Raw genomic sequence first — 19,022 nt, 5'->3', positions numbered from 1 at the left:
CGCCGACGCTTACCCCATTGAGGCATTTATCAGACTATTCCTTATCCGATATTCCTCAGTTGAACAGGCCTTTCACAGCAATATATTGACGAGCGCCCAACGGATTCAGCACACTGTGTATAAACTCAACCATCAGGGGCCACAACATGAGTCAAGCATTAGAAAAACTACTCGATCTGCTCTTCCTTGAGAAAATTGAAGAAGGTATCTTTCGTGGCCAAAGTGAAGATCTGGGCTTGCGCCAGGTATTTGGTGGTCAGGTAGTGGGTCAGGCTATCTATGCAGCAAAACAAACCGTACCGGCAGAGCGGGCAGTACATTCTTTCCACAGCTATTTTCTGCGCCCAGGGGACAGCAGCAAGCCCATTATCTATGACGTCGAAACACTACGTGATGGCAACAGCTTCAGCGCCCGCCGGGTCAGTGCGATTCAGAATGGTAAACCCATCTTCTATATGACGGCATCGTTCCAGAGTCAAGAAGAGGGGTTCGAACACCAAAATACCATGCCGGACGTTCCCCCACCGGAAGGGTTGATGTCAGAAACAGACATTGCCCGCCAGTTCGCACATATGATCCCCGAAAAAGTACGGGAAAAGTTTATCGGCCATCAGCCAATTGAAATGCGCCCGGTGAAATTCCACAACCCATTGCAAGGCTCGGTAGAAGAACCGAATCGCTATGTCTGGTTCCGCGCCAACGGTGCCATGCCAGATGACCTGAGGGTTCATCAGTATTTACTGGGTTATGCCTCTGATTTTAATTTCCTGCCAACGGCCTTGCAGCCACATGGGATTGGTTTCCTGGAGCCAGGAGTGCAGATTGCCACGATAGATCATTCTATGTGGTTCCATCGGCCATTTCGCCTGGACGATTGGCTGCTGTATGCAGTAGAAAGCACTTCTGCTTCCGGCGCGCGGGGCTTTGTCCGTGGCCAGATTTACAGCCGGGAAGGGATATTAGTGGCTTCTACCGTGCAGGAAGGTGTCATTCGTTTGCATCGATGATACCTCGATAGCCTTTGCCAAAAATAGAACAGGGGCGATATCATATCGCCCCTGCTGCTATCATCATTATTATTTATTTTACTGCTACTTCTAGCTTATTGGTTGTATGCATTTTCGCCGTGGCTGTTAACATCCAGACCTTCGCGTTCTTGTTCTTCTGGTACCCGCAGGCCAACCAACAGGTCAGCAATTTTAAAGGCAACGAAGGCAACAACACCAGACCAGACCAAACACACACCGACGCTGAACAGTTGCACACCTACCTGATGGCCCATAGTGACGCCAGCGGCGTAACCTGTACCGCCCAGTGAAGCCGAGGTGAAGACACCGGTCAGGATACAACCGACAATCCCACACACGCCGTGGACACCGAATACGTCGCAGGTATCATCTACCCGCAGCCATTTTTTCAGCAGAACCACACCCCACAGACCGGCAACACCCCCGACCAGACCGATAATCAATGCACCGCCAACCCCGACTGTACCTGCCGCTGGCGTAATCGCAACCAAACCTGCGATACAACCGGAACATGCCCCCAGCAGCGACGGTTTGCCGCGTAAAATCCACTCAGCAAAGACCCAAGACAAGATAGCACCCGCTGTTGCAACTACCGTATTCAAGAAGGCAAGTGCAGCAATTTCATTCGCGGCACTGGCTGAACCGGCATTGAAGCCAAACCAACCGATATACAGAATCGCAGTACCGGTAAACACCATAGGTAAGTTATGAGGTTTGAACGCTTCTTTACCAAAACCAGCACGTTTACCCAGTAAGTAAGCGCCCACCAAACCAGCAATCGCGGCGTTGATATGCACAACAGTACCACCGGCAAAGTCCAGTGCGCCATCCATTGCCAGGAAACCACCACCCCATACCATATGTGCCATCGGCAAATATGAGAAGGTGAACCACAGTGCTGCAAAAATTAATACCGCAGAGAAACGAATACGTTCGGCGAATGATCCCACCACCAGTGCGACCGTGATACAGGCAAATGAAGCCTGGAACACCACATGGATATATTGATAGAAAGTGCCACTCAGGCTGGTCAAACCAATACCTTTTAGCATCGCCATATCGAAACTACCAAAGAATGCATTGCCGGTGCCGAAAGCCAGACTATAGCCATAGAGCACCCACAGCACACAGATCAGAGCAAAGCTCACCATGACCTGAGTCATCATCGATAATACGTTCTTGGAACGCAGCAGACCGCCGTAGAACAGGGCAATACCGGGCACAGTCATAAACAGCACCAGCGCGGTGCAAATCATCATAAAAGCATTATCAGCTTTGTCAGCTACAGCCGGTGCTGCGGCCATTGCCAAAGAAGGCAGCATCGCTACCGAACTCAGGCCCAACATGGATAAAAGTTTTTTCATCATCAACCCATCCCTATTCACTAAATTTGAGCCTGCAAATTACAGTGCTGCTTCGTCGGTTTCGCCGGTACGGATGCGAATAACACGTTGCAATTCAGCAACGAAAATTTTGCCATCACCAATTTTGCCGGTATAGGCCGCCTTACTGATCACGTCAATCACTTCATCCAATTGATCATCAGCAATTGCGATATCAATTTTCACTTTAGGTAAGAAATTGACACTGTATTCAGCTCCCCGATAGAGCTCTGCGTGTCCCTTCTGGCGACCAAATCCTTTTACTTCGGTTACGGTCAGCCCCTGAATACCCACAGAGGATAAGGCTTCACGCACATCCTCCAGCTTAAATGGTTTGATAACCACGGTAACCAGCTTCATATTTGCCCCTTCTCGAATTAAGTCGAATTCATGTCTGCCACAAATGAAGTAAAGCAAAGGCTATGCCATAAGTAATGATAGATATAATTTAATGCGGAAATGGCGAAGCTAGGGCGGTTGAGATACATGAGTCAGCCGTGTAGCGGCTGAATTCATCGTGTTGAATAATTTTCGCGCACCAAAATAGTGCGAAGCGCGTCACAGAAGTGCACGACAGCATCGACGACCTATTGCATTGCAAGATTATGGTGCACGAAAGCTGCAAAATGGGCATTAACGGGGATATGCATTAACGATTTGACTTAGGAAAACACAGAAAATAGTGCGGGGCCGCTTAGCCCCACAACTTATTAATTAACTTACCGCCGTCTCTACCTGATCAATGGCGGCTAAATCTTCGCTAACCAATTGCAATTGATACATTTGATAATAACGCCCATGGGCGGCCAGCAGCTCTTGATGCTTACCCTGCTCCACTGCCACACCACGGTGCAACACCAAGATGGTATCAGCATCAACAATGGTTGAAAGGCGGTGAGCAATCACTACCAGCGTGGTATTTTTTCGGATTAGCTGCAATGCCCGCTGAATGGCCTGCTCAGTACCAGAGTCAATATTGGCAGTCGCCTCATCTAAAATCAGGATTTGCGGAGCCTGTACCAATACTCGCGCCATCGCCAGCAACTGTTTTTGCCCAACTGACAAGGTATTCCCCTGCTCACCAAGCAGACTGTGCAATCCATCGGGTAGCGCATGGACTAAAGGGGCCAGTTGCACCGTTTCCAGAGCTTCCCACACTTGCTGTTCAGAGATATCACGGCCTAAAGTCACATTGGCGAAAAAGGAATCAGCCAACACCACTGGGTCCTGTTGCACCATGGCCACCCCTTGGCGCAAGGTCTGATGGGATAACGCGGATAAAGGACGAGCATCCAGCAGAATCTCACCATGTTGCACCGGGTAGTAGCCCATCAACAGGTTAGCCAACGTACTTTTTCCGCTGCCGGTATGCCCGACCAGAGCAACAAACCCGTGCGAAGGTACATCAAGGGAGATATTTTGCAGTACCATTTTATCGCTACGATAAGCAAAGCTGACATTATCCACCTGGATACGGCCACTGGTCAGTGGGCGATCATCAGTACCGTATCCTTGCTGGGCGCGGTCCATCAGATCAAAAATACGTTCCCCAGCCACCACAGCTTGCTGCATGACTGACTGCTGTGATGTGAGTTCAATTAAGGGTTCATTTAAGCGGCCCAGATAGTTAATGAAAGCATACAGCACACCCACCCCCACTGAGCCATCAGGACTGAAACCGAACAACAGTAACAAACCACACAGTACCAAGGCAGAAAACAGGCTCAGCAGCGGGCGCAATAAAAACCCTTCCAAGCGTAAAGTTTGCATGCGTGCCATATAGTGCGCACGGCTGGCAGACTCCATACGTTCGCCAAAACGAGCTTGCTGGCGAAACTGCTGAATCACGCCCATGCCGTTAATAATTTCATTAAAACCGTCGTTAATATCAGCCAAATAAGCCCGGACTCGCCGCACTACGGGTGTGCTGTAATGTTGATAAATGGCCATCACTACCAGCACTGCTGGAAAGATACAGATAGAAATTAGCGCCATACGCCAATCCAGACTGAACATCGCCACCAGCATCGCGCCAATTAATGCCGCGCTTTTTAATACGGTGGAGACCACCATCACATATAAATCTTTAATGACTTCGGTGTCATTTGTGACACGGGAAATCAATTGCCCGACCGGCTGGGTATCAAACGCACTGAGAGGTTGACGCAAAGCGGCATCCATCACTTCAATACGTAGGCGCTGAACCACACCTACGGCAGCACGGTTAAAAAGCAATGCCTGAAAATAATGCAATGCTGCTGCCAACAGTTGCAGCAACAGATAAGCCAATGCCAACCCACTGACTAAACCGAGGGGCAAAGTGCCTTTTGCGACCACATGGTCAATAAAATAACTTATCAAAAGCGGGCCGCTGACCTCGGCGGCAGCCGCAATCCATAACATCAATACCGCCAACCCTAACGGTTTACGATAAGGGGAGCCATAGGAGAGCAGGCGCTTAAGTGTCGGCCAAAGTTGCTGAACTTTACTCATCGGTTTTGGCCTCCGACTCACCATCATCTAATGCTGCCTCCAGTTGTTGATAACGGTACATCTCCCGATACCAGCCGGATTGACTGACTAATACGTTATGTGTCCCGCGCTGCATCACGCCACCATGTTGCATCACTAAAATTTCGCTGGCTTCGGTCAACGCTGAAAGACGGTGCGCACTGATAATCACGGTACGATGCTCACCCCATTCACGCAGATTTTTTAGGATTTCATATTCGGTCTGACCATCAACTGCGGATAGCGCATCATCGAGAATCAGGATTTCAGTATCCAGCAACAGTGCGCGGGCGATGGAAATCCGCTGTTTCTGCCCGCCAGATAGCATCACACCGCGCTCACCCACTTCAGTGTCATAACCCTGAGGAAGGCGTAAAATATCTTCATGCACACTGGCTAAACGAGCGGCCCGCTCAATTTGAGCCTGCGTGGCATCAGGTTTACCCAATGTAATGTTGCCAGCAACCGTATCAGAAAAGAGGAATGGCGTTTGGCTGACCACAGATAAACGGCCACGCCAGTCATGCAACCTAATATCAGACAGCGCATGCCCTTGATAACAAATAGCACCATCATCCACATCAAACTGCCGCTGAATCAATGCCAGTAAGGTACTCTTACCCGACCCTGTAGGCCCGCATAGCCCCAACATCTGCCCCGGTGCTAATTTCAGCGCCACATCATGTAACGCAGGCTGTTCACTACCTGGGTAATAGAAATGGCGAATATTCACCGCGAGTGTGCCACGCCCATCGCTCAGCTCAATATCACCATCTTTAACCACCGGCGCTTCTTCCAGCAAACTGCGAATACGGCTATAGGCGGCACTGCCTCGTTCAACGATATTGAACATCCACGCCAAGGCAAGCATGGGCCAGATCATCAGCCCCAGATACATGATGAAACTGGTAAGTTGACCCAAAGTAATACTGTGATTAACCACCATCCAACTGCCGCCGCCAATCGCCAATAAATTCGCGATCCCGATGGCGATATAGATAGTTGGATCAAAACGGGCATCGATACGTGCGACATACATATTCTTGGCACCGGCTTCTGCCGCTACCTGAGCAAACTGCTGTGATTGATGATCTTCCAGGCCAAAAGCTTTAATCATGCGAATACTGGTCAGGCTTTCTTGCGCCTGGTTATTCAGCGTAGAAAATGCCCCTTGGGCCGATTTGAAACGTTGATGCAGTTGGTCACCGTAATATTTGATCACCACCGCCATTACCGGCATAGGTAACAATGATAACAGTGTTAATTGCCAGCTAATTTGGGTGCTCATTACAATCAGCACCGCGCATCCCATCACCAACGAATCCACCAGCGTCAGCACCCCCTCACCGGCAGCAAAGACCACGCGATCAACATCATTCGTCGCACGAGCCATTAAATCGCCGGTACGATGACGTAAATAGAAACCAGGGGCCTGGCGGCTAAGTTGGCGATAAAAGTTTGACCGCAACTCCACAGCCAATTGATAAGAGGCACCAAATAATAAAACACGCCAGACATAACGCAGTAGGTAGACCACAATAGCGGTTATCAGCATCACACCAATCCATACCAGTAACATATTGGTAGGCATCTGTTTTGTGCTGATACCATCCACAATTACTCCGACCAGTTTAGGCGGCAACAGTTGTAGGATAGCGATAATAATTAACAACAACACCGCGCCTACATAGCGGCGCCATTCACGGCGAAAATACCAGCCTAGTTGTGCAAACAATCTCACTCAGTTTTTTCCTGGTCTGACACCGAATACATCGGTATTTTCTCGCTACGCGCGATGAAGGGGGTAGCATAGCATCGGTAAAAGGGCTTTTAATCCAAATATTCACTCAGGAACAGGCAACATAGTTGTATATTTGATTTTTTCCATCGCAAAACTTGATGTCACATCAATCAGCCCCGGAACACCATTAACCATGCGTTTGTAAAAATTGTCGTAACTTTTCATATCGGCAACTTCGACCTGCATCAGATAGTCATATTCTCCGGCCATACGATAGAACGCCAACACCTCTGGCATTTGCTTAGTAAATTCAACAAATTCCTGATACCAGCCACTATTATGCTGCTGAGTTTTAATCAGCACAAATGCCGTAAGCCCCAACCCCAATTTTTCGCTGTCCAGCAGTGCCACGCGCCCACGGATAAATCCTTCATCCTCAAGGCGTTTTAACCGTTTCCAGCAGGGTGTGGAGGTAAGATTGACGGCTTCGGCCAGTACTTGCAGTGATTGAGTGCAATCTTCTTGCAACATACAGAGGAGTTTACGGTCAGTTTTATCTAACATAACGAGTAACCATAGAATAAATTTCTACCATTTGGCGATAAAGAAGGAAAAATGGCAACGTTTTTTTCTTTAATAACCGTTAATCTAGTCATCATTAGTTTACTACCTACATCGCAGGCCATGAAATGACCAACACTTGGGTAAAAAATGCTATCAGTGAAATAGAAGCTGACTTCCAACGCTCCGCTGATACTCACCTGATCCGCCTAAACCTGCCGGCTTTCCCCGGTATTTATCTCTATTTAAAAGATGAGAGCACCCATCCAACCGGTAGCCTAAAGCACCGTTTAGCTCGTTCACTGTTTCTTTATGGCTTATGTAATGGCTGGATTACAGAAGGAACAACGATAATCGAGGCTTCCTCAGGAAGCACGGCAGTGTCTGAAGCCTACTTTGCCCGGCTGATTGGCCTGCCCTTTATTGCAGTTATGCCAAGTTGCACTGCGCGGCGCAAAGTCGAGCAGATCACCTTCTATGGTGGTCGCTGTCATTTTGTTGAAAGCGCTGGACAAATTTATGCAGCATCTGAACAACTGGCTCGTGACCTGAATGGCCACTATATGGATCAGTTCACTTATGCAGAGCGCGCTACCGACTGGCGTGGCAATAACAACATTGCCGATAGCATCTTCCGCCAAATGGCGCGTGAACCTTTCCCGGTACCTGACTATATCGTCATGAGTGCTGGCACTGGCGGCACATCGGCGACCTTAGGCCGCTATATCCGCTACCAAGGGCATGACACCCAATTGATGGTAGTCGACCCAGAGAATTCAGTATTTTATGACTGTTTCTGTAACCGCGACCGCACGGTTACCGGTAGTTGCGGCAGCCGTATTGAAGGGATCGGCCGCCCACGGGCTGAGCCTTCGTTTATTCCAGAAGTGATCGACAGTATGTTGCGCGTACCCGATGCTGCCAGTGTTGCAACCATTCATTGGTTGGAAGGTATTTTGGGACGCAAAGTGGGGGCATCCACCGGCACTAACGTCTGGGGCGCATTACAATTAGCCAAACAGATGCGTGAGCGAGGCAAAACCGGCGCTATTGTGACGTTGCTCTGCGACAGTGGCGAACGCTATCTGGATACCTATTACAATACCGAATGGGTCAGTAATAACATTGGTGATCTGACCCCATTTAGTAATGAATTAAATAACCTGTAATTAACCGATAAAATTCGGTTTTCCCCTCTTGGATGACCGAGGAAAACCGAATTTTGGCAGAAAAAAACCGGATGATTATCCGGCTGGCTAATAGCTATCCTCAAGTCATCAAAAGGTACAGTTAGGCAGCAAGCGAGTGATCCGCTGAGCTGACACCATCAGTGATTCGGGTGAGTAAGCCCGTTAACACTGCTACAACTCTAAGTACCAAGGAGATAAACCTCAGAATTCGGGGGAATAGGTGAGGTGTGGTGAACTTAGCCAATGTTGCAAATAGTGAGCGACGCCTTGTTGTTCACAGCGCCCAATAACCTGTAACTGAGGTAACTCTTGCTTCAATTGCGGTAATGCGTTTCCCATCACTAAGCCAAGACCTACCCGCGATAGCATCTCTTTATCATTCATCGCATCACCAAAGGCCATACAATCGGCCAGTGTTAAATTGAGATGATGGCTTAATCGCTCTAAAGCCGCCCCTTTGTTGCATCCACGAGGCAACACTTCAAGGCAATCAACCGCTGAAAAACAAAAATCGGCTTCGCCGCCCATCTGCTGCTCAAGCTGGGTTTTAAGCTCGGTCAATTCCTGATGTGAGGCAATAAAGCAAATCTTATGATTACCAGTTAGAGGCAATGCGCTCAGTGCCGTGAGCTGAAACTGGAAGCCACTGGTTTTATGTGCAGTCAGCAGCGCAGGGTCATTACAATCAGTAAACCAACCATCATCACGGAAAATATGGATACTGGCACGGGTCTGCCACGGAGTTCGTAACACAAACTCCACCAGTTCTGCGGGCAAATCCATACCGTATAATGCTTCACCCTCTACATCACAGACTCGGGTCCCATTGCCAGTGATCAAATAACCATTTATGCCTGAGTGAGATAAAATCCCTTTCATATCAATATAATGTCGACCGGTAGCAAAGGTTAGGATCATCCCGTTGTCCACCAACTGGTGTAACGCATTCAATGTAGCGCCGCCAATTTTATGGTCGCGCATCAGTAAGGTTCCATCCATATCAAAAGCGGCTAAACGGTACATTTAAAACCTCGATAACAGCAAAACTGGTGGTATGAATAAAATTATGACGTACTATTTACGGAACTAATAGTGAACAATTAAATTAAACTATTCCTGATTTATAAGCAGCCCGAATAGGCGTAATGGATACTATCAGTTTGAACACGCACAGCACTGAGAGTGCCAGATCACGTTGTAACTCATCGCCACATGAGAATGAACCGTGCAGATCCCTAAGTCATTTAAAAATAAAGGCATTTGATGAGTTCGTCCAAGAGCTAAAATAGCCTTAATGGGATAACATCTTAATTATGCGCATTATTCACCGACTAACCCAATATCAGCGCTTGTATCAGAAGTTTGGCGATCAACCTGCGGCGACCACCGTCAGTGAACTGGCAGGCTTACTATTTTGCAGTGAGCGACATGCCCGCACTCTGATTCAACAACTACAAGCGAATGACTGGCTCAGTTGGCATTCACAAGTTGGCCGCGGCAAACGCGCGCAACTACAATGCCTGAAAAAACCTGATGCACTGCGTGCAACCTACCTGCAATTGTTCCTTGAGCAAGGTGACCATCAAGCTGCTCTCGCACTCGCCCAACTGGAACCTGAACGCCTTCAAGCGTTACTAAACCCTCACATGGGGGGACAATGGCAAGCCGATAGCCCAATACTGCGAATCCCTTATTATCGGGAGCTTGAACCGTTAAATCCAATGACCGTCAGTGGCCGGGCAGAGCAGCATCTGATTTATACTTTACATGCTGGCCTGACCCGATTTAACACCGGAGACCCACTGCCAAAACCGGATCTGGCCCATCACTGGCAAGTCAGCGATGATGGTTTAACCTGGCAATTCTTCTTACGCAGTCAATTACGTTGGCATAATGGGGAACATATCCGCAGCGAGCAGTTGTTGCAAACGCTGGCACTGCTGCGGGCAAATCCACGCAGCCAACCGAGTTTTGCCAATATTGCAACGATTACCCTGCCCCATGCTTTATGCCTGAAATTTACGCTGCTGCATCCTGATTACTGGCTGGCACATCGGCTGGCAGATTTACCGTGTAAACTGTTTCATCCCGACGCCTCACTTCTGGGGGCTGGCCCATTTAAGTTAGCGACCTTTAACCCACATCTGGTCCGGTTGGAGCAGCACGAATTTTACCATTTGCAACATCCTTATCTGGAATTCATTGAATACTGGATAACTCCAAGCCTTGTCGTACAGTCAGCGGATGGGAGTTGCCAACACCCGGTACGTATAACCATTGGACAGGAGGAGGATTTCCCTTTAGCCCGCCCTGTTCAGCGCAGTATGAGCCTTGGATTTTGCTATCTGGCCATCAATCGGCACCTCAATAATATTACTCCCCAGCAAATAGCCAAATTGCTGATGCTAGTGCAAACTTCCGGCATCTTAGAAGAGTTATCCATTCGGCGTGGTGTGATAACGCCTAGTCATGAAATGCTACCCGGCTGGCCTATCCCCCGGTTTAGCGCCGATGAAAACCCGCCATTGCCTGCCCATCTGATACTGACCTATCAACCTCCAATGGAACTTGAGAGTGTTGCCGAACAACTAAAAGCGGTATTGGCAACCCATGGTTGCACATTAGAAATCCGCGCCAGTCGTGATAAGCAGTGGAAAGATACTCATCAAATTGAAGAGGCAGACTTATTATTAGCGGACCACTTAGTTGGTGAATCTCCTGAAGCGGCGATGGAAAGCTGGCTCCAACTTGATCCGCTGTGGCGCGGTATACTCTCCCCTGCTCAATTAGAACTACAGCAACAAACACTGATACAGATTCAGCAAACTGAACTTGCGGCTGAGCGTTTCCGCCAATTGCGTGAATATTATAATGGTCTGATGCTGGCAGGGCTGATTCTCCCACTATTCAATTATCAGTATCAGGTCAATGCTCCACCACGGATTAACGGTGTTACCCTAACCGCATATGGTTGGTTTGATTTCAATCAGGCATGGCTCCCACCGGCGACTACCTGATTGCCAAATGCAGGTTGCTACCCTTTCGTCCGTGAACTGAGTAACATACCGCCAATTCTTTATTTTGCTGTGGGTTGGCTCTTTCGAGGCTCACAGCCGTACGAGGTCACAGTATGAAACGCGCTGTCGTTGTATTTAGTGGTGGGCAAGATTCCACTACCTGTTTAATTCAAGCATTACAGCAATATGATGAAGTCCACTGCATTACATTCGATTACGGACAGCGCCACCGCGCAGAAATTGATGTTGCTCGCGCGCTTGCCACGCAGCTTGGTGCTAAAGCACACAAAGTGCTAGATGTTGGCATGCTCAATGAGTTAGCGGTGAGCAGTCTGACCCGAGACAGTATCCCTATCCCCTCTTTTGATGAAGAGGATGCCGATACGGTTCCCAGTACGTTTGTCCCTGGTCGCAATATTCTATTCCTGACCTTAGCCGCAATTTATGCTTATCAAGTGCAAGCTCCGACGGTTATCACCGGGGTTTGTGAGACTGACTTCTCCGGCTACCCTGATTGCCGGGATGAGTTCGTGAAGGCTCTCAACCATGCAATCGATTTGGGTATTGGCCGAGATATCGCTTTCATTACCCCTTTAATGTGGCTGGATAAAGCAGAAACCTGGGCACTAGCTGATTATTATCAGCAACTCGAGCTGGTCCGCCACGAGACACTTACTTGCTACAATGGGATTCAAGGCGATGGTTGCGGCCAATGTGCTGCCTGCCATTTACGAGCCAAAGGGCTGGCGTTCTATCTTGCTAATAAGCCAAAAGTATTATTGAGCTTGAAACAAAAAACCGGGCTAGCTTGATTATTGTTCACTCAGATAGCCACTGTAATCGACCCATTGCCTTGTTCTAATCGTGACCTCGCTCATCAGAGCGAGGTATATCGCGGCCATTGCACATTTAACCAGATATTCAGGGAAAATATCCCTCCCCGGCAACAAAGCCGAGTTATCCTGTAATACCTCGATTGACAAACTCGTCCAGTTTTTCCCTTAGTTCTCCCTCAATGGGCAATGCTCTCTGACTACGCAGATCGATACAGACAAACGTTAGTTCTGCATCTGCCACCGGAATAGATTCAGGCTCTAGCGTGACAGTCTGTTTCATCACACCACTTTTACCGTTTAGCTTTAATAACTGGCTATCGATTCGTAGCAGATCCCCCAATACTGCAGGCCGACGGTAGTTGATATTGATATTAACCACGATAAAAGCGATTTGGTTTTCAGCCATCCATTGCGCTGCTGGCTCCCCATCAAGCCATTCCCAACGCGCTTCTTCGAGAAACTCTAAGTAGCGGGCATTATTAACATGTTGGAAAACATCAATATGAAAACCCCGGACTTTAATATGAGTATGCATGACAGCGAGCTTCTCCAGACAGTGAATAAAAATTATGTACCTTCGGCAGTAAAATAGAGTTGGCAAGAGAATACCCGCACAACTGGTACGACCTCACAGCAAGATTAGCAGAGGGAAATCACTTCATCGCATGCTTACGATATAATCTAGAGCGAAATCACAGTTTCCCTCTGCTACTGCGACTTACATTATGAAAAGATGGGGATTATTTGTGGTGAAAATAGTCACTGATATCTGTCTGACCACAGCACATCCCCATCACCAACTAAAGTTACATTTTAAGCTTGGTATTGTTTCTCTCTAAAAACGAGGGGCCGATACCTGGAACTTCGAGTAACTGCTCAACATCAGTAAAAGGGCCGAACTGCTCGCGATAATTAACGATAGCCTCTGCCTTCTTCCTGCCAATTCCGCTCAGGAACTGGGCCAACTGTTCCGCATTAGCACTATTAATATTGATTTGGCTATATGCACTGTCCGTTGAGCTGCCAGCTGTGGTTGTTGCCGTTGCATTGGTCTTATCCGCCACTTTGGCAGGCGAAGAGCCTGCTTTTAGCTGGCTATTTATTGGAGTATGGCTTTGCGAATTGAGGTCTTTATTCTGAGTCGTACTCGTAGGGCTGACGGGAGCGGCAAAAACTACCTGCTGGATATTCAGACCTGCGAACAATGCGGTTATAACAAATAATTTTCCTATGAATTTCATGCTGTATCCTCCTTGTGTTTGACAGCATGACTACCTTGCCGCAACCTCCGATTCATCACAAAGGGTAGATTTCAGATATGCGAAAGGTCGCCAAAGCGACCTTTCTTTATTACATCGAGTTGCAGATGTATGCGAGACTCATGGCAATTATGGTTTTATTGCGGCTGCTGTTGCTCCGCTGGCCCCATCTTAATGGTTGCCTGTTTGTGCAGATTTGCCATCAATGCATCAAAAGTCACACCGCTTGACCCTTCTAGCATTTTAGCGCTAAAGGTCTTCATCTCGCCTTCCGGCAATTTACCCGGCGTTACTGATAGCAGTTCGATCAGTACGATGTTGTCTTGACGATCCTGGGATAAGCCATAAACCGACTGATCTTTTTGCGGATGAGGCAAGGCAAAAATAGTCTGCACTAATTGATCATCGTCTGGTGCACGTGACAAGGTTTTCTTCTCGCCAAAGCTGATACCAGCAGCTTTCATCGCCTCTTCGCCTTTACCTTGTTTCAGAGCAGTCAGGAGTTTCTCACCATCAACACGTGCCAATTGTTCTGCTTTCTGACGTTTCACCAACTCAGCAACCTGATCACGTACTTGATCAAATGGTTGAATACCTTCAGGTTTATGAGCATCAATGCGGATAACAAAAGCACGGTCGCCGTCAACAGTGATTACATCTGAATTACTACCTGGCGCACCATTTTCACCGACCAGGCCACCGTCAAAGATTGCCTGTACAACCGGTTTGAAGTTAACCTCAGCAGGTACTGCGTCGCGAGTAAACCAGCCAGTTTGCTTAGCTTTAGCACCTGCTGCTTCTTCCGCTGAGGCTAGAGATTCGTTATCACTGGTAGCGGCTTCACTGACCTTTTGCTGTAACGCGTAGTAAGCGTCAACAGCTTTTTCCTGCTTAACTTGTTTTGCCAGTGCATCATGCACTTCTGACAAAGGTTTAACCAGGGCAGGTTTGATGTCATTTAAGCGAACAACCAGATAACCCACCGAAGATTTAACCACATCAGACAGTTGGCCCTTCTCGGTCAAATTCGCTTGTTTCAGTTCATCAGCCGTAGTTTCTGGTTCCAACCACCCCAGTTCACCCCCATTTTTGCGGGAAATGATATCGGTAGATTTCTCTTTTGCCATCGCAGCAAAATCAGCACCTTTTTTCAGCTCCTCTAACGCCGCTTTGGCTTCAGCTTCAGTTTTAAACTGAATCACACTGTAGTTGCGTTGTTCCGGCTGGGTATAGCTGCTTTTATGCAGTTCATAATACGCCGCGATATCTTCCTCGGTGAGCGTGATTTTGTCCTGCATCGCGGCAGCATCCATCGTAATGAAACTGACTTTCATCTGTTCCGGTGCAATGAAGCTATTCTTGTTCTGGTCGTAGTAGGCTTGCAGCTCTTCATCAGTGACTTTCTGCTGTGCCTGAAGGGCTTTGAGATCAACTGTCGCCAGACGAACTTCACGTTGCTGCAAAATCAGCTCTGACATCGCCTGTGCTTCGATAGGCAGAACAAAGCCAGTATCACCAAACGCTTGCAGCAATTGTTGATTAATGAGCTGCTGACGCTGTAATTGCGCGAATTGATCAGGGGTGTAGCCCATCCGATTAACCAGTTCAAGATATTTGTTGTTATCGAACTTATTATCGGTCTGGAAATAAGGTGCCTGGCGGATGGCATCTTTAACTTGTTCGTCGCTAGCAGTCAGGCCCAGTTTTTTGGCGTACTGGTCAAGCAACATGTTGTTGACCAACTGCCCCAATACCTGCTGGCGTAATTGCAGCATGTAGCCTTCATTGGCGGCCAGTGCGGAGAATTGTTCACCTAATTGCTGCTGCAAGCGGCCACGCTCACTCTGTACAGCTTGTTCTAACTGAGCACGACTAATCTCTTGGCCATTAACTTTGGCTGCGAAGTCGTTGGAACCGCCAATCAGATAGCTGCCAACCCCGGTCAGGATAAAGGACAACATGATCAAGGCCAGAATGATTTTGAGCACGACGTTATTAGCAGCCGCGCGTAAATTGTCCATCATAATGTGACAATACTCCGCTGTAATATGGATTAAAACTGTTGCGCAGGTCTAAATAAACCCAGCATTCCTTGCGACAGCCCTTCGTGCTGCTGCGCGTTAAACTGCTTACTCTATTTGTTACTGCCTATTTTTGCTCTAAACGGGTCGCTGATATTCTCTCGTCAGACTAACATTTTACCCCCGTTTAGCGCTCAGCCAGTTCAACTGCCTAAGCGAAAAAAAAGCGCATCATTAACGATGCGCCTTGTATCTTACCTTACCAGCTCAACTGCGTCAGGTTATTGTTTAACACAAACAATATATACCCTTGGTACTTGAAGTTGCACAGGTGCCCGCTACTTTTACTAACCCGAATCGCTGACCTGAGCAGACTCATCGGTATTCGTTCGCTTACAACCTGGCTGCTACTTCATTTCCTTTGGGTATACGCGCAGATGAGAATTGACGCGGCAATCAGTTTACTGCGTCTTTCAAGCCTTTACCGGCACGGAAGCCTGGTACTTTAGCAGCAGGAATACTGATTTCTTTGCCTGTCTGAGGGTTGCGGCCAGTACGTGCAGAACGCTCACGTACTGCAAAAGTACCAAAACCAACCAGAGCTACATCATCCCCTTCTTTCAAAGATTCAGTAACAGAAGCAATAATTGCATCTAACGCGCGCCCAGCGGCCGCTTTGGAAATATCTGCACCTGCGGCAATTTTGTCGATCAGTTGTGACTTATTCACTCTTTCATCCCCTTTAGAATTCTATCGTCGCGCCGAAAATCCCTACGGACAACACGACAGCGCAGCTGTTATATCAATCCTATCCAACCTTGGCAAGCAGCCCAAAGGCATAAACTTTTGTCGGACAGACGAACTAACTTAGCGGCACAAAAAATAGCTGGCAAGTAGCATTTCACTTACCAGCATCAGTTTTATCAATACTTCTTGCGATCCGTCACTATTTTGACGCTACCGGCTGTGCCCCGAAGGCTGGATTTTGCAACGCGATGGCTAAAACATCATCAATTAGTTTAACCGGATGAATCTCCAGATCAGCGATAACATTATCTGGGATCTCTTCCAAATCACGTTTGTTATCCTCGGGAATCAGCACAATTCTGATCCCGCCACGGTGAGCTGCCAGCAATTTCTCTTTCAAACCGCCGATTGGCAATACTAAACCACGCAAGGTGATTTCACCGGTCATCGCCACATCCGCGCGCACTGGGTTACCGGTCAGACAAGAAACCAGCGCGGTACACATAGCAATACCTGCACTCGGGCCATCTTTCGGCGTCGCACCTTCAGGCACATGCACATGGATATCGCGTTTTTCGTAGAAATCAGGGTTAATACCTAATTTATCTGCGCGCGCACGTACCACTGTCAGTGCCGCCTGAATTGATTCTTGCATCACTTCACCCAGCGAGCCGGTGTAAGTCAGCTTGCCTTTGCCCGGAACGCATGCAGTCTCAATAGTCAGTAAGTCACCACCCACTTCCGTCCATGCCAGCCCAGTCACTTGACCTACGCGATTCTCAGTATCAGCTCGGCCATAATCGACCTTCTGCACACCTAAGAAGTCTTTCAGGTTGTCACCGTTGATTTCAATGTGCTTAACCGTTTTATCCATCAGCAGATTTTTTACTGCTTTACGGCACAGTTTGGAGATTTCACGCTCCAGACTACGCACCCCAGCTTCACGGGTGTAATAACGGATAATGCTCATAATGGCACTGTCATCGATGGTCAGTTCGCCTTTCTTAATGGCGTTGCGCTCAAACTGTTTCGGCAACAGATGCTGCTTGGCAATATTGAGTTTCTCATCTTCGGTATAACCGGACAGGCGAATAACTTCCATACGATCCAGCAACGGCGCTGGAATATTCATGGAGTTGGAGGTGGCAACGAACATGACATCCGACAGATCATAATCCACTTCCAGATAGTGATCGTTGAATGCAACGTTTTGTTCTGGGTCCAAAACCTCCAGCAGTGCTGACGCAGGATCACCGCGCATATCGGACGCCATCTTATCAATCTCATCCAACAGGAAGAGTGGGTTCTTCACCCCAACTTTCGCCATCTTCTGGATCAATTTACCCGGCATAGAGCCGATATAGGTGCGGCGATGACCACGGATTTCCGCTTCATCACGCACCCCTCCCAGCGCCATACGGACATACTGGCGGCCAGTAGCACGAGCAATAGATTGCCCCAGAGAGGTTTTCCCCACCCCAGGAGGCCCTACCAGGCACAGGATTGGCCCTTTAATCTTGCTAACACGGCTCTGTACTGCGAGGTATTCTAAAATACGATCTTTAACTCGTTCCAAACCATAGTGATCGGTATCCAGAACTTCCTGCGCTTTTACCAAGTCTTTTTTAACTTTACTGCGGCTGTTCCAAGGCACCTGCAACATCCAATCAATATAACCACGTACTACGGTTGCTTCCGCAGACATCGGTGACATCATTTTCAGTTTTTGCAGCTCAGCTTCGGTTTTTTCACGTGCATCTTTCGGCATTTTGGCCGCTTCGATTTTACGCTTCAGCGCTTCGTGCTCATCAGGCGTATCGTCCATCTCGCCCAGTTCTTTCTGAATGGCCTTCATTTGCTCGTTCAGATAGTACTCGCGCTGGCTCTTTTCCATCTGTTTTTTGACGCGATTACGAATCCGTTTTTCAACCTGTAACAGATCGATTTCTGATTCCATCATCGCCATCAGGTACTCCAGACGTTCGGTGACATCGAACATCTCCAGAACAGCCTGTTTATCATTTAACTTCAACGGCATATGTGCCGCGATAGTATCAGCAAGACGTGCTGCATCATCAATGCTGTGCAGTGAAGCCAGCACTTCTGGTGGGATCTTTTTATTCAGTTTGATATAGCCTTCAAACTGATTAATCGCCGTGCGAACCAATACTTCTTGTTCACGATCGTCCATCACTGGCGATTCAAGATATTCTGCCTGAGCAGCAAAATGCTCACCGCTGTCGGAAAGCGTGGTAATACGCGCACGCTGTAGCCCTTCAACCAGCACTTTGACCGTGCCATCAGGTAACTTCAGCATTTGTAAAATCGAGGCTACAGTGCCTACTGAAAACAGATCGTTGATACCAGGCTCATCAGTCGAAGCTTCTTTCTGCGCAACCAGCATGATTTTTTTATCATGGTCCATTGCCGCTTCCAGGCACCGAATCGACTTTTCCCGGCCAACAAACAGTGGGATCACCATATGCGGATAAACCACCACATCGCGCAGAGGCAATACGGGGATTTCTATGCGTTCGGAACGCTCAGGGTTCATAGAGCTCTCTCTTAGTTTAGCTTCCGCCAGATTACTGGGAATCTCGTGAAACACGAGTCATCACGAGTTTCACTAAATAGGTAATTGAGTATATGGGGACGAATGTCTTACATTCAACGATTACAATGCGAGGAAAAAGAAATGGGGGATAAAATCCCCCATTGTCATACTAACC

Annotated in this window: 15 protein-coding genes; 4 read left to right on the top strand and 11 right to left on the bottom strand. The window is 48.1% G+C overall.

The genetic code is table 11. The annotated features are described in order from the left end of the window. The first annotated feature begins 146 nt into the window (after positions 1-146). Positions 147-1,007 carry an acyl-CoA thioesterase II gene (gene tesB, locus ACWJJO_RS05870; RefSeq protein WP_083160001.1) on the top strand — a complete coding sequence of 287 codons (861 nt, stop codon included), beginning with the start codon at positions 147-149 and terminating at the stop codon, positions 1,005-1,007. A 95-nt stretch (positions 1,008-1,102) separates the two neighbouring features. Here the strand turns inward: tesB and amtB are convergent, their stop codons facing one another. The 5 genes from amtB to ACWJJO_RS05845 form a co-directional block, all read right to left on the bottom strand. Continuing rightward, on the bottom strand, positions 1,103-2,392 hold the full coding sequence (gene amtB, locus ACWJJO_RS05865) for an ammonium transporter AmtB (RefSeq protein ID WP_083163833.1): 1,290 nt from the start codon (positions 2,390-2,392) through the stop codon (positions 1,103-1,105). A gap of 39 nt (positions 2,393-2,431) precedes the next feature. Next, positions 2,432-2,770, bottom strand: coding sequence for a P-II family nitrogen regulator (glnK, locus tag ACWJJO_RS05860; protein ID WP_002208627.1), 339 nt, complete (start codon positions 2,768-2,770; stop codon positions 2,432-2,434). A 354-nt stretch (positions 2,771-3,124) separates the two neighbouring features. After that, complete coding sequence (locus ACWJJO_RS05855; protein WP_083160003.1) at positions 3,125-4,903, bottom strand: SmdB family multidrug efflux ABC transporter permease/ATP-binding protein; 1,779 nt, start codon at positions 4,901-4,903, stop codon at positions 3,125-3,127. After that, entirely contained in the window at positions 4,896-6,662 is a 1,767-nt protein-coding gene (locus ACWJJO_RS05850; protein ID WP_481090772.1) for a SmdA family multidrug ABC transporter permease/ATP-binding protein, read from the bottom strand. Before ACWJJO_RS05850 ends, ACWJJO_RS05855 begins: the two co-directional genes overlap by 8 nt. Positions 6,663-6,764: 102 nt before the next feature. After that, positions 6,765-7,226: an Lrp/AsnC family transcriptional regulator gene (locus ACWJJO_RS05845; RefSeq protein ID WP_083160007.1), complete on the bottom strand. Its 462-nt coding sequence runs from the start codon at positions 7,224-7,226 to the stop codon at positions 6,765-6,767. A gap of 125 nt (positions 7,227-7,351) precedes the next feature. Here ACWJJO_RS05845 and ACWJJO_RS05840 point away from each other — a divergent pair, with 125 nt between their 5' ends. After that, entirely contained in the window at positions 7,352-8,392 is a 1,041-nt protein-coding gene (locus tag ACWJJO_RS05840; RefSeq protein WP_083160009.1) for a PLP-dependent cysteine synthase family protein, read from the top strand. A 222-nt stretch (positions 8,393-8,614) separates the two neighbouring features. Here ACWJJO_RS05840 and cof read toward each other — a convergent pair whose 3' ends face one another. Beyond that, positions 8,615-9,436, bottom strand: a complete 822-nt coding sequence (cof, locus tag ACWJJO_RS05835) for an HMP-PP phosphatase (protein WP_372568768.1) — start codon at positions 9,434-9,436, stop codon at positions 8,615-8,617. 290 nt (positions 9,437-9,726) lie between these two features. Between cof and ACWJJO_RS05830 the strand changes: the two genes are divergently transcribed. Together ACWJJO_RS05830 and queC are read left to right on the top strand one after the other, a co-directional pair. Next, entirely contained in the window at positions 9,727-11,430 is a 1,704-nt protein-coding gene (locus ACWJJO_RS05830; protein WP_083160013.1) for an SgrR family transcriptional regulator, read from the top strand. 113 nt (positions 11,431-11,543) lie between these two features. Further along, positions 11,544-12,242, top strand: a complete 699-nt coding sequence (gene queC, locus ACWJJO_RS05825; RefSeq protein ID WP_083160015.1) for a 7-cyano-7-deazaguanine synthase QueC — start codon at positions 11,544-11,546, stop codon at positions 12,240-12,242. A 145-nt stretch (positions 12,243-12,387) separates the two neighbouring features. Here the strand turns inward: queC and ACWJJO_RS05820 are convergent, their stop codons facing one another. The 5 genes from ACWJJO_RS05820 to lon all read right to left on the bottom strand — a co-directional run bounded on the left by ACWJJO_RS05820 (position 12,388) and on the right by lon (position 18,847). Next, the gene (locus ACWJJO_RS05820) at positions 12,388-12,801 is read right to left on the bottom strand and encodes an acyl-CoA thioesterase (RefSeq protein ID WP_372568767.1); all 414 of its coding nucleotides are present in this window, start codon (positions 12,799-12,801) and stop codon (positions 12,388-12,390) included. A gap of 271 nt (positions 12,802-13,072) precedes the next feature. Beyond that, on the bottom strand, positions 13,073-13,507 hold the full coding sequence (locus ACWJJO_RS05815) for a ComEA family DNA-binding protein (protein ID WP_372568766.1): 435 nt from the start codon (positions 13,505-13,507) through the stop codon (positions 13,073-13,075). Positions 13,508-13,662: 155 nt separating this feature from the next. Next, positions 13,663-15,549, bottom strand: coding sequence for a peptidylprolyl isomerase (ppiD, locus tag ACWJJO_RS05810; RefSeq protein ID WP_083160021.1), 1,887 nt, complete (start codon positions 15,547-15,549; stop codon positions 13,663-13,665). Between the two features lie 453 nt (positions 15,550-16,002). Beyond that, positions 16,003-16,275 carry a nucleoid-associated protein HU-beta gene (gene hupB / locus ACWJJO_RS05805; protein WP_004392663.1) on the bottom strand — a complete coding sequence of 91 codons (273 nt, stop codon included), beginning with the start codon at positions 16,273-16,275 and terminating at the stop codon, positions 16,003-16,005. A gap of 217 nt (positions 16,276-16,492) precedes the next feature. Then, on the bottom strand, positions 16,493-18,847 hold the full coding sequence (gene lon / locus ACWJJO_RS05800; RefSeq protein WP_481090771.1) for an endopeptidase La: 2,355 nt from the start codon (positions 18,845-18,847) through the stop codon (positions 16,493-16,495). Positions 18,848-19,022 lie beyond the last annotated feature (175 nt).

It is taken from the genome of Yersinia antarctica, from assembly GCF_056636475.1.
The sequence above is the reverse complement of the archived record's forward strand: the minus strand, read 5'-3'. Positions and strand labels throughout refer to the sequence as shown.

What these genes read in the sequence shown, in the direction of transcription:
- tesB (WP_083160001.1), top strand. Translation starts at nt 147, where the DNA reads ATGAGTCAAGCATTAGAAAAACTACTCGATCTGCTCTTCCTTGAGAAA.
- amtB (WP_083163833.1), bottom strand. Translation starts at nt 2,392, where the DNA reads ATGAAAAAACTTTTATCCATGTTGGGCCTGAGTTCGGTAGCGATGCTG.
- glnK (WP_002208627.1), bottom strand. Translation starts at nt 2,770, where the DNA reads ATGAAGCTGGTTACCGTGGTTATCAAACCATTTAAGCTGGAGGATGTG.
- ACWJJO_RS05855 (WP_083160003.1), bottom strand. Translation starts at nt 4,903, where the DNA reads ATGAGTAAAGTTCAGCAACTTTGGCCGACACTTAAGCGCCTGCTCTCC.
- ACWJJO_RS05845 (WP_083160007.1), bottom strand. Translation starts at nt 7,226, where the DNA reads ATGTTAGATAAAACTGACCGTAAACTCCTCTGTATGTTGCAAGAAGAT.
- ACWJJO_RS05840 (WP_083160009.1), top strand. Translation starts at nt 7,352, where the DNA reads ATGACCAACACTTGGGTAAAAAATGCTATCAGTGAAATAGAAGCTGAC.
- cof (WP_372568768.1), bottom strand. Translation starts at nt 9,436, where the DNA reads ATGTACCGTTTAGCCGCTTTTGATATGGATGGAACCTTACTGATGCGC.
- ACWJJO_RS05830 (WP_083160013.1), top strand. Translation starts at nt 9,727, where the DNA reads ATGCGCATTATTCACCGACTAACCCAATATCAGCGCTTGTATCAGAAG.
- queC (WP_083160015.1), top strand. Translation starts at nt 11,544, where the DNA reads ATGAAACGCGCTGTCGTTGTATTTAGTGGTGGGCAAGATTCCACTACC.
- ACWJJO_RS05820 (WP_372568767.1), bottom strand. Translation starts at nt 12,801, where the DNA reads ATGCATACTCATATTAAAGTCCGGGGTTTTCATATTGATGTTTTCCAA.
- ACWJJO_RS05815 (WP_372568766.1), bottom strand. Translation starts at nt 13,507, where the DNA reads ATGAAATTCATAGGAAAATTATTTGTTATAACCGCATTGTTCGCAGGT.
- ppiD (WP_083160021.1), bottom strand. Translation starts at nt 15,549, where the DNA reads ATGATGGACAATTTACGCGCGGCTGCTAATAACGTCGTGCTCAAAATC.
- lon (WP_481090771.1), bottom strand. Translation starts at nt 18,847, where the DNA reads ATGAACCCTGAGCGTTCCGAACGCATAGAAATCCCCGTATTGCCTCTG.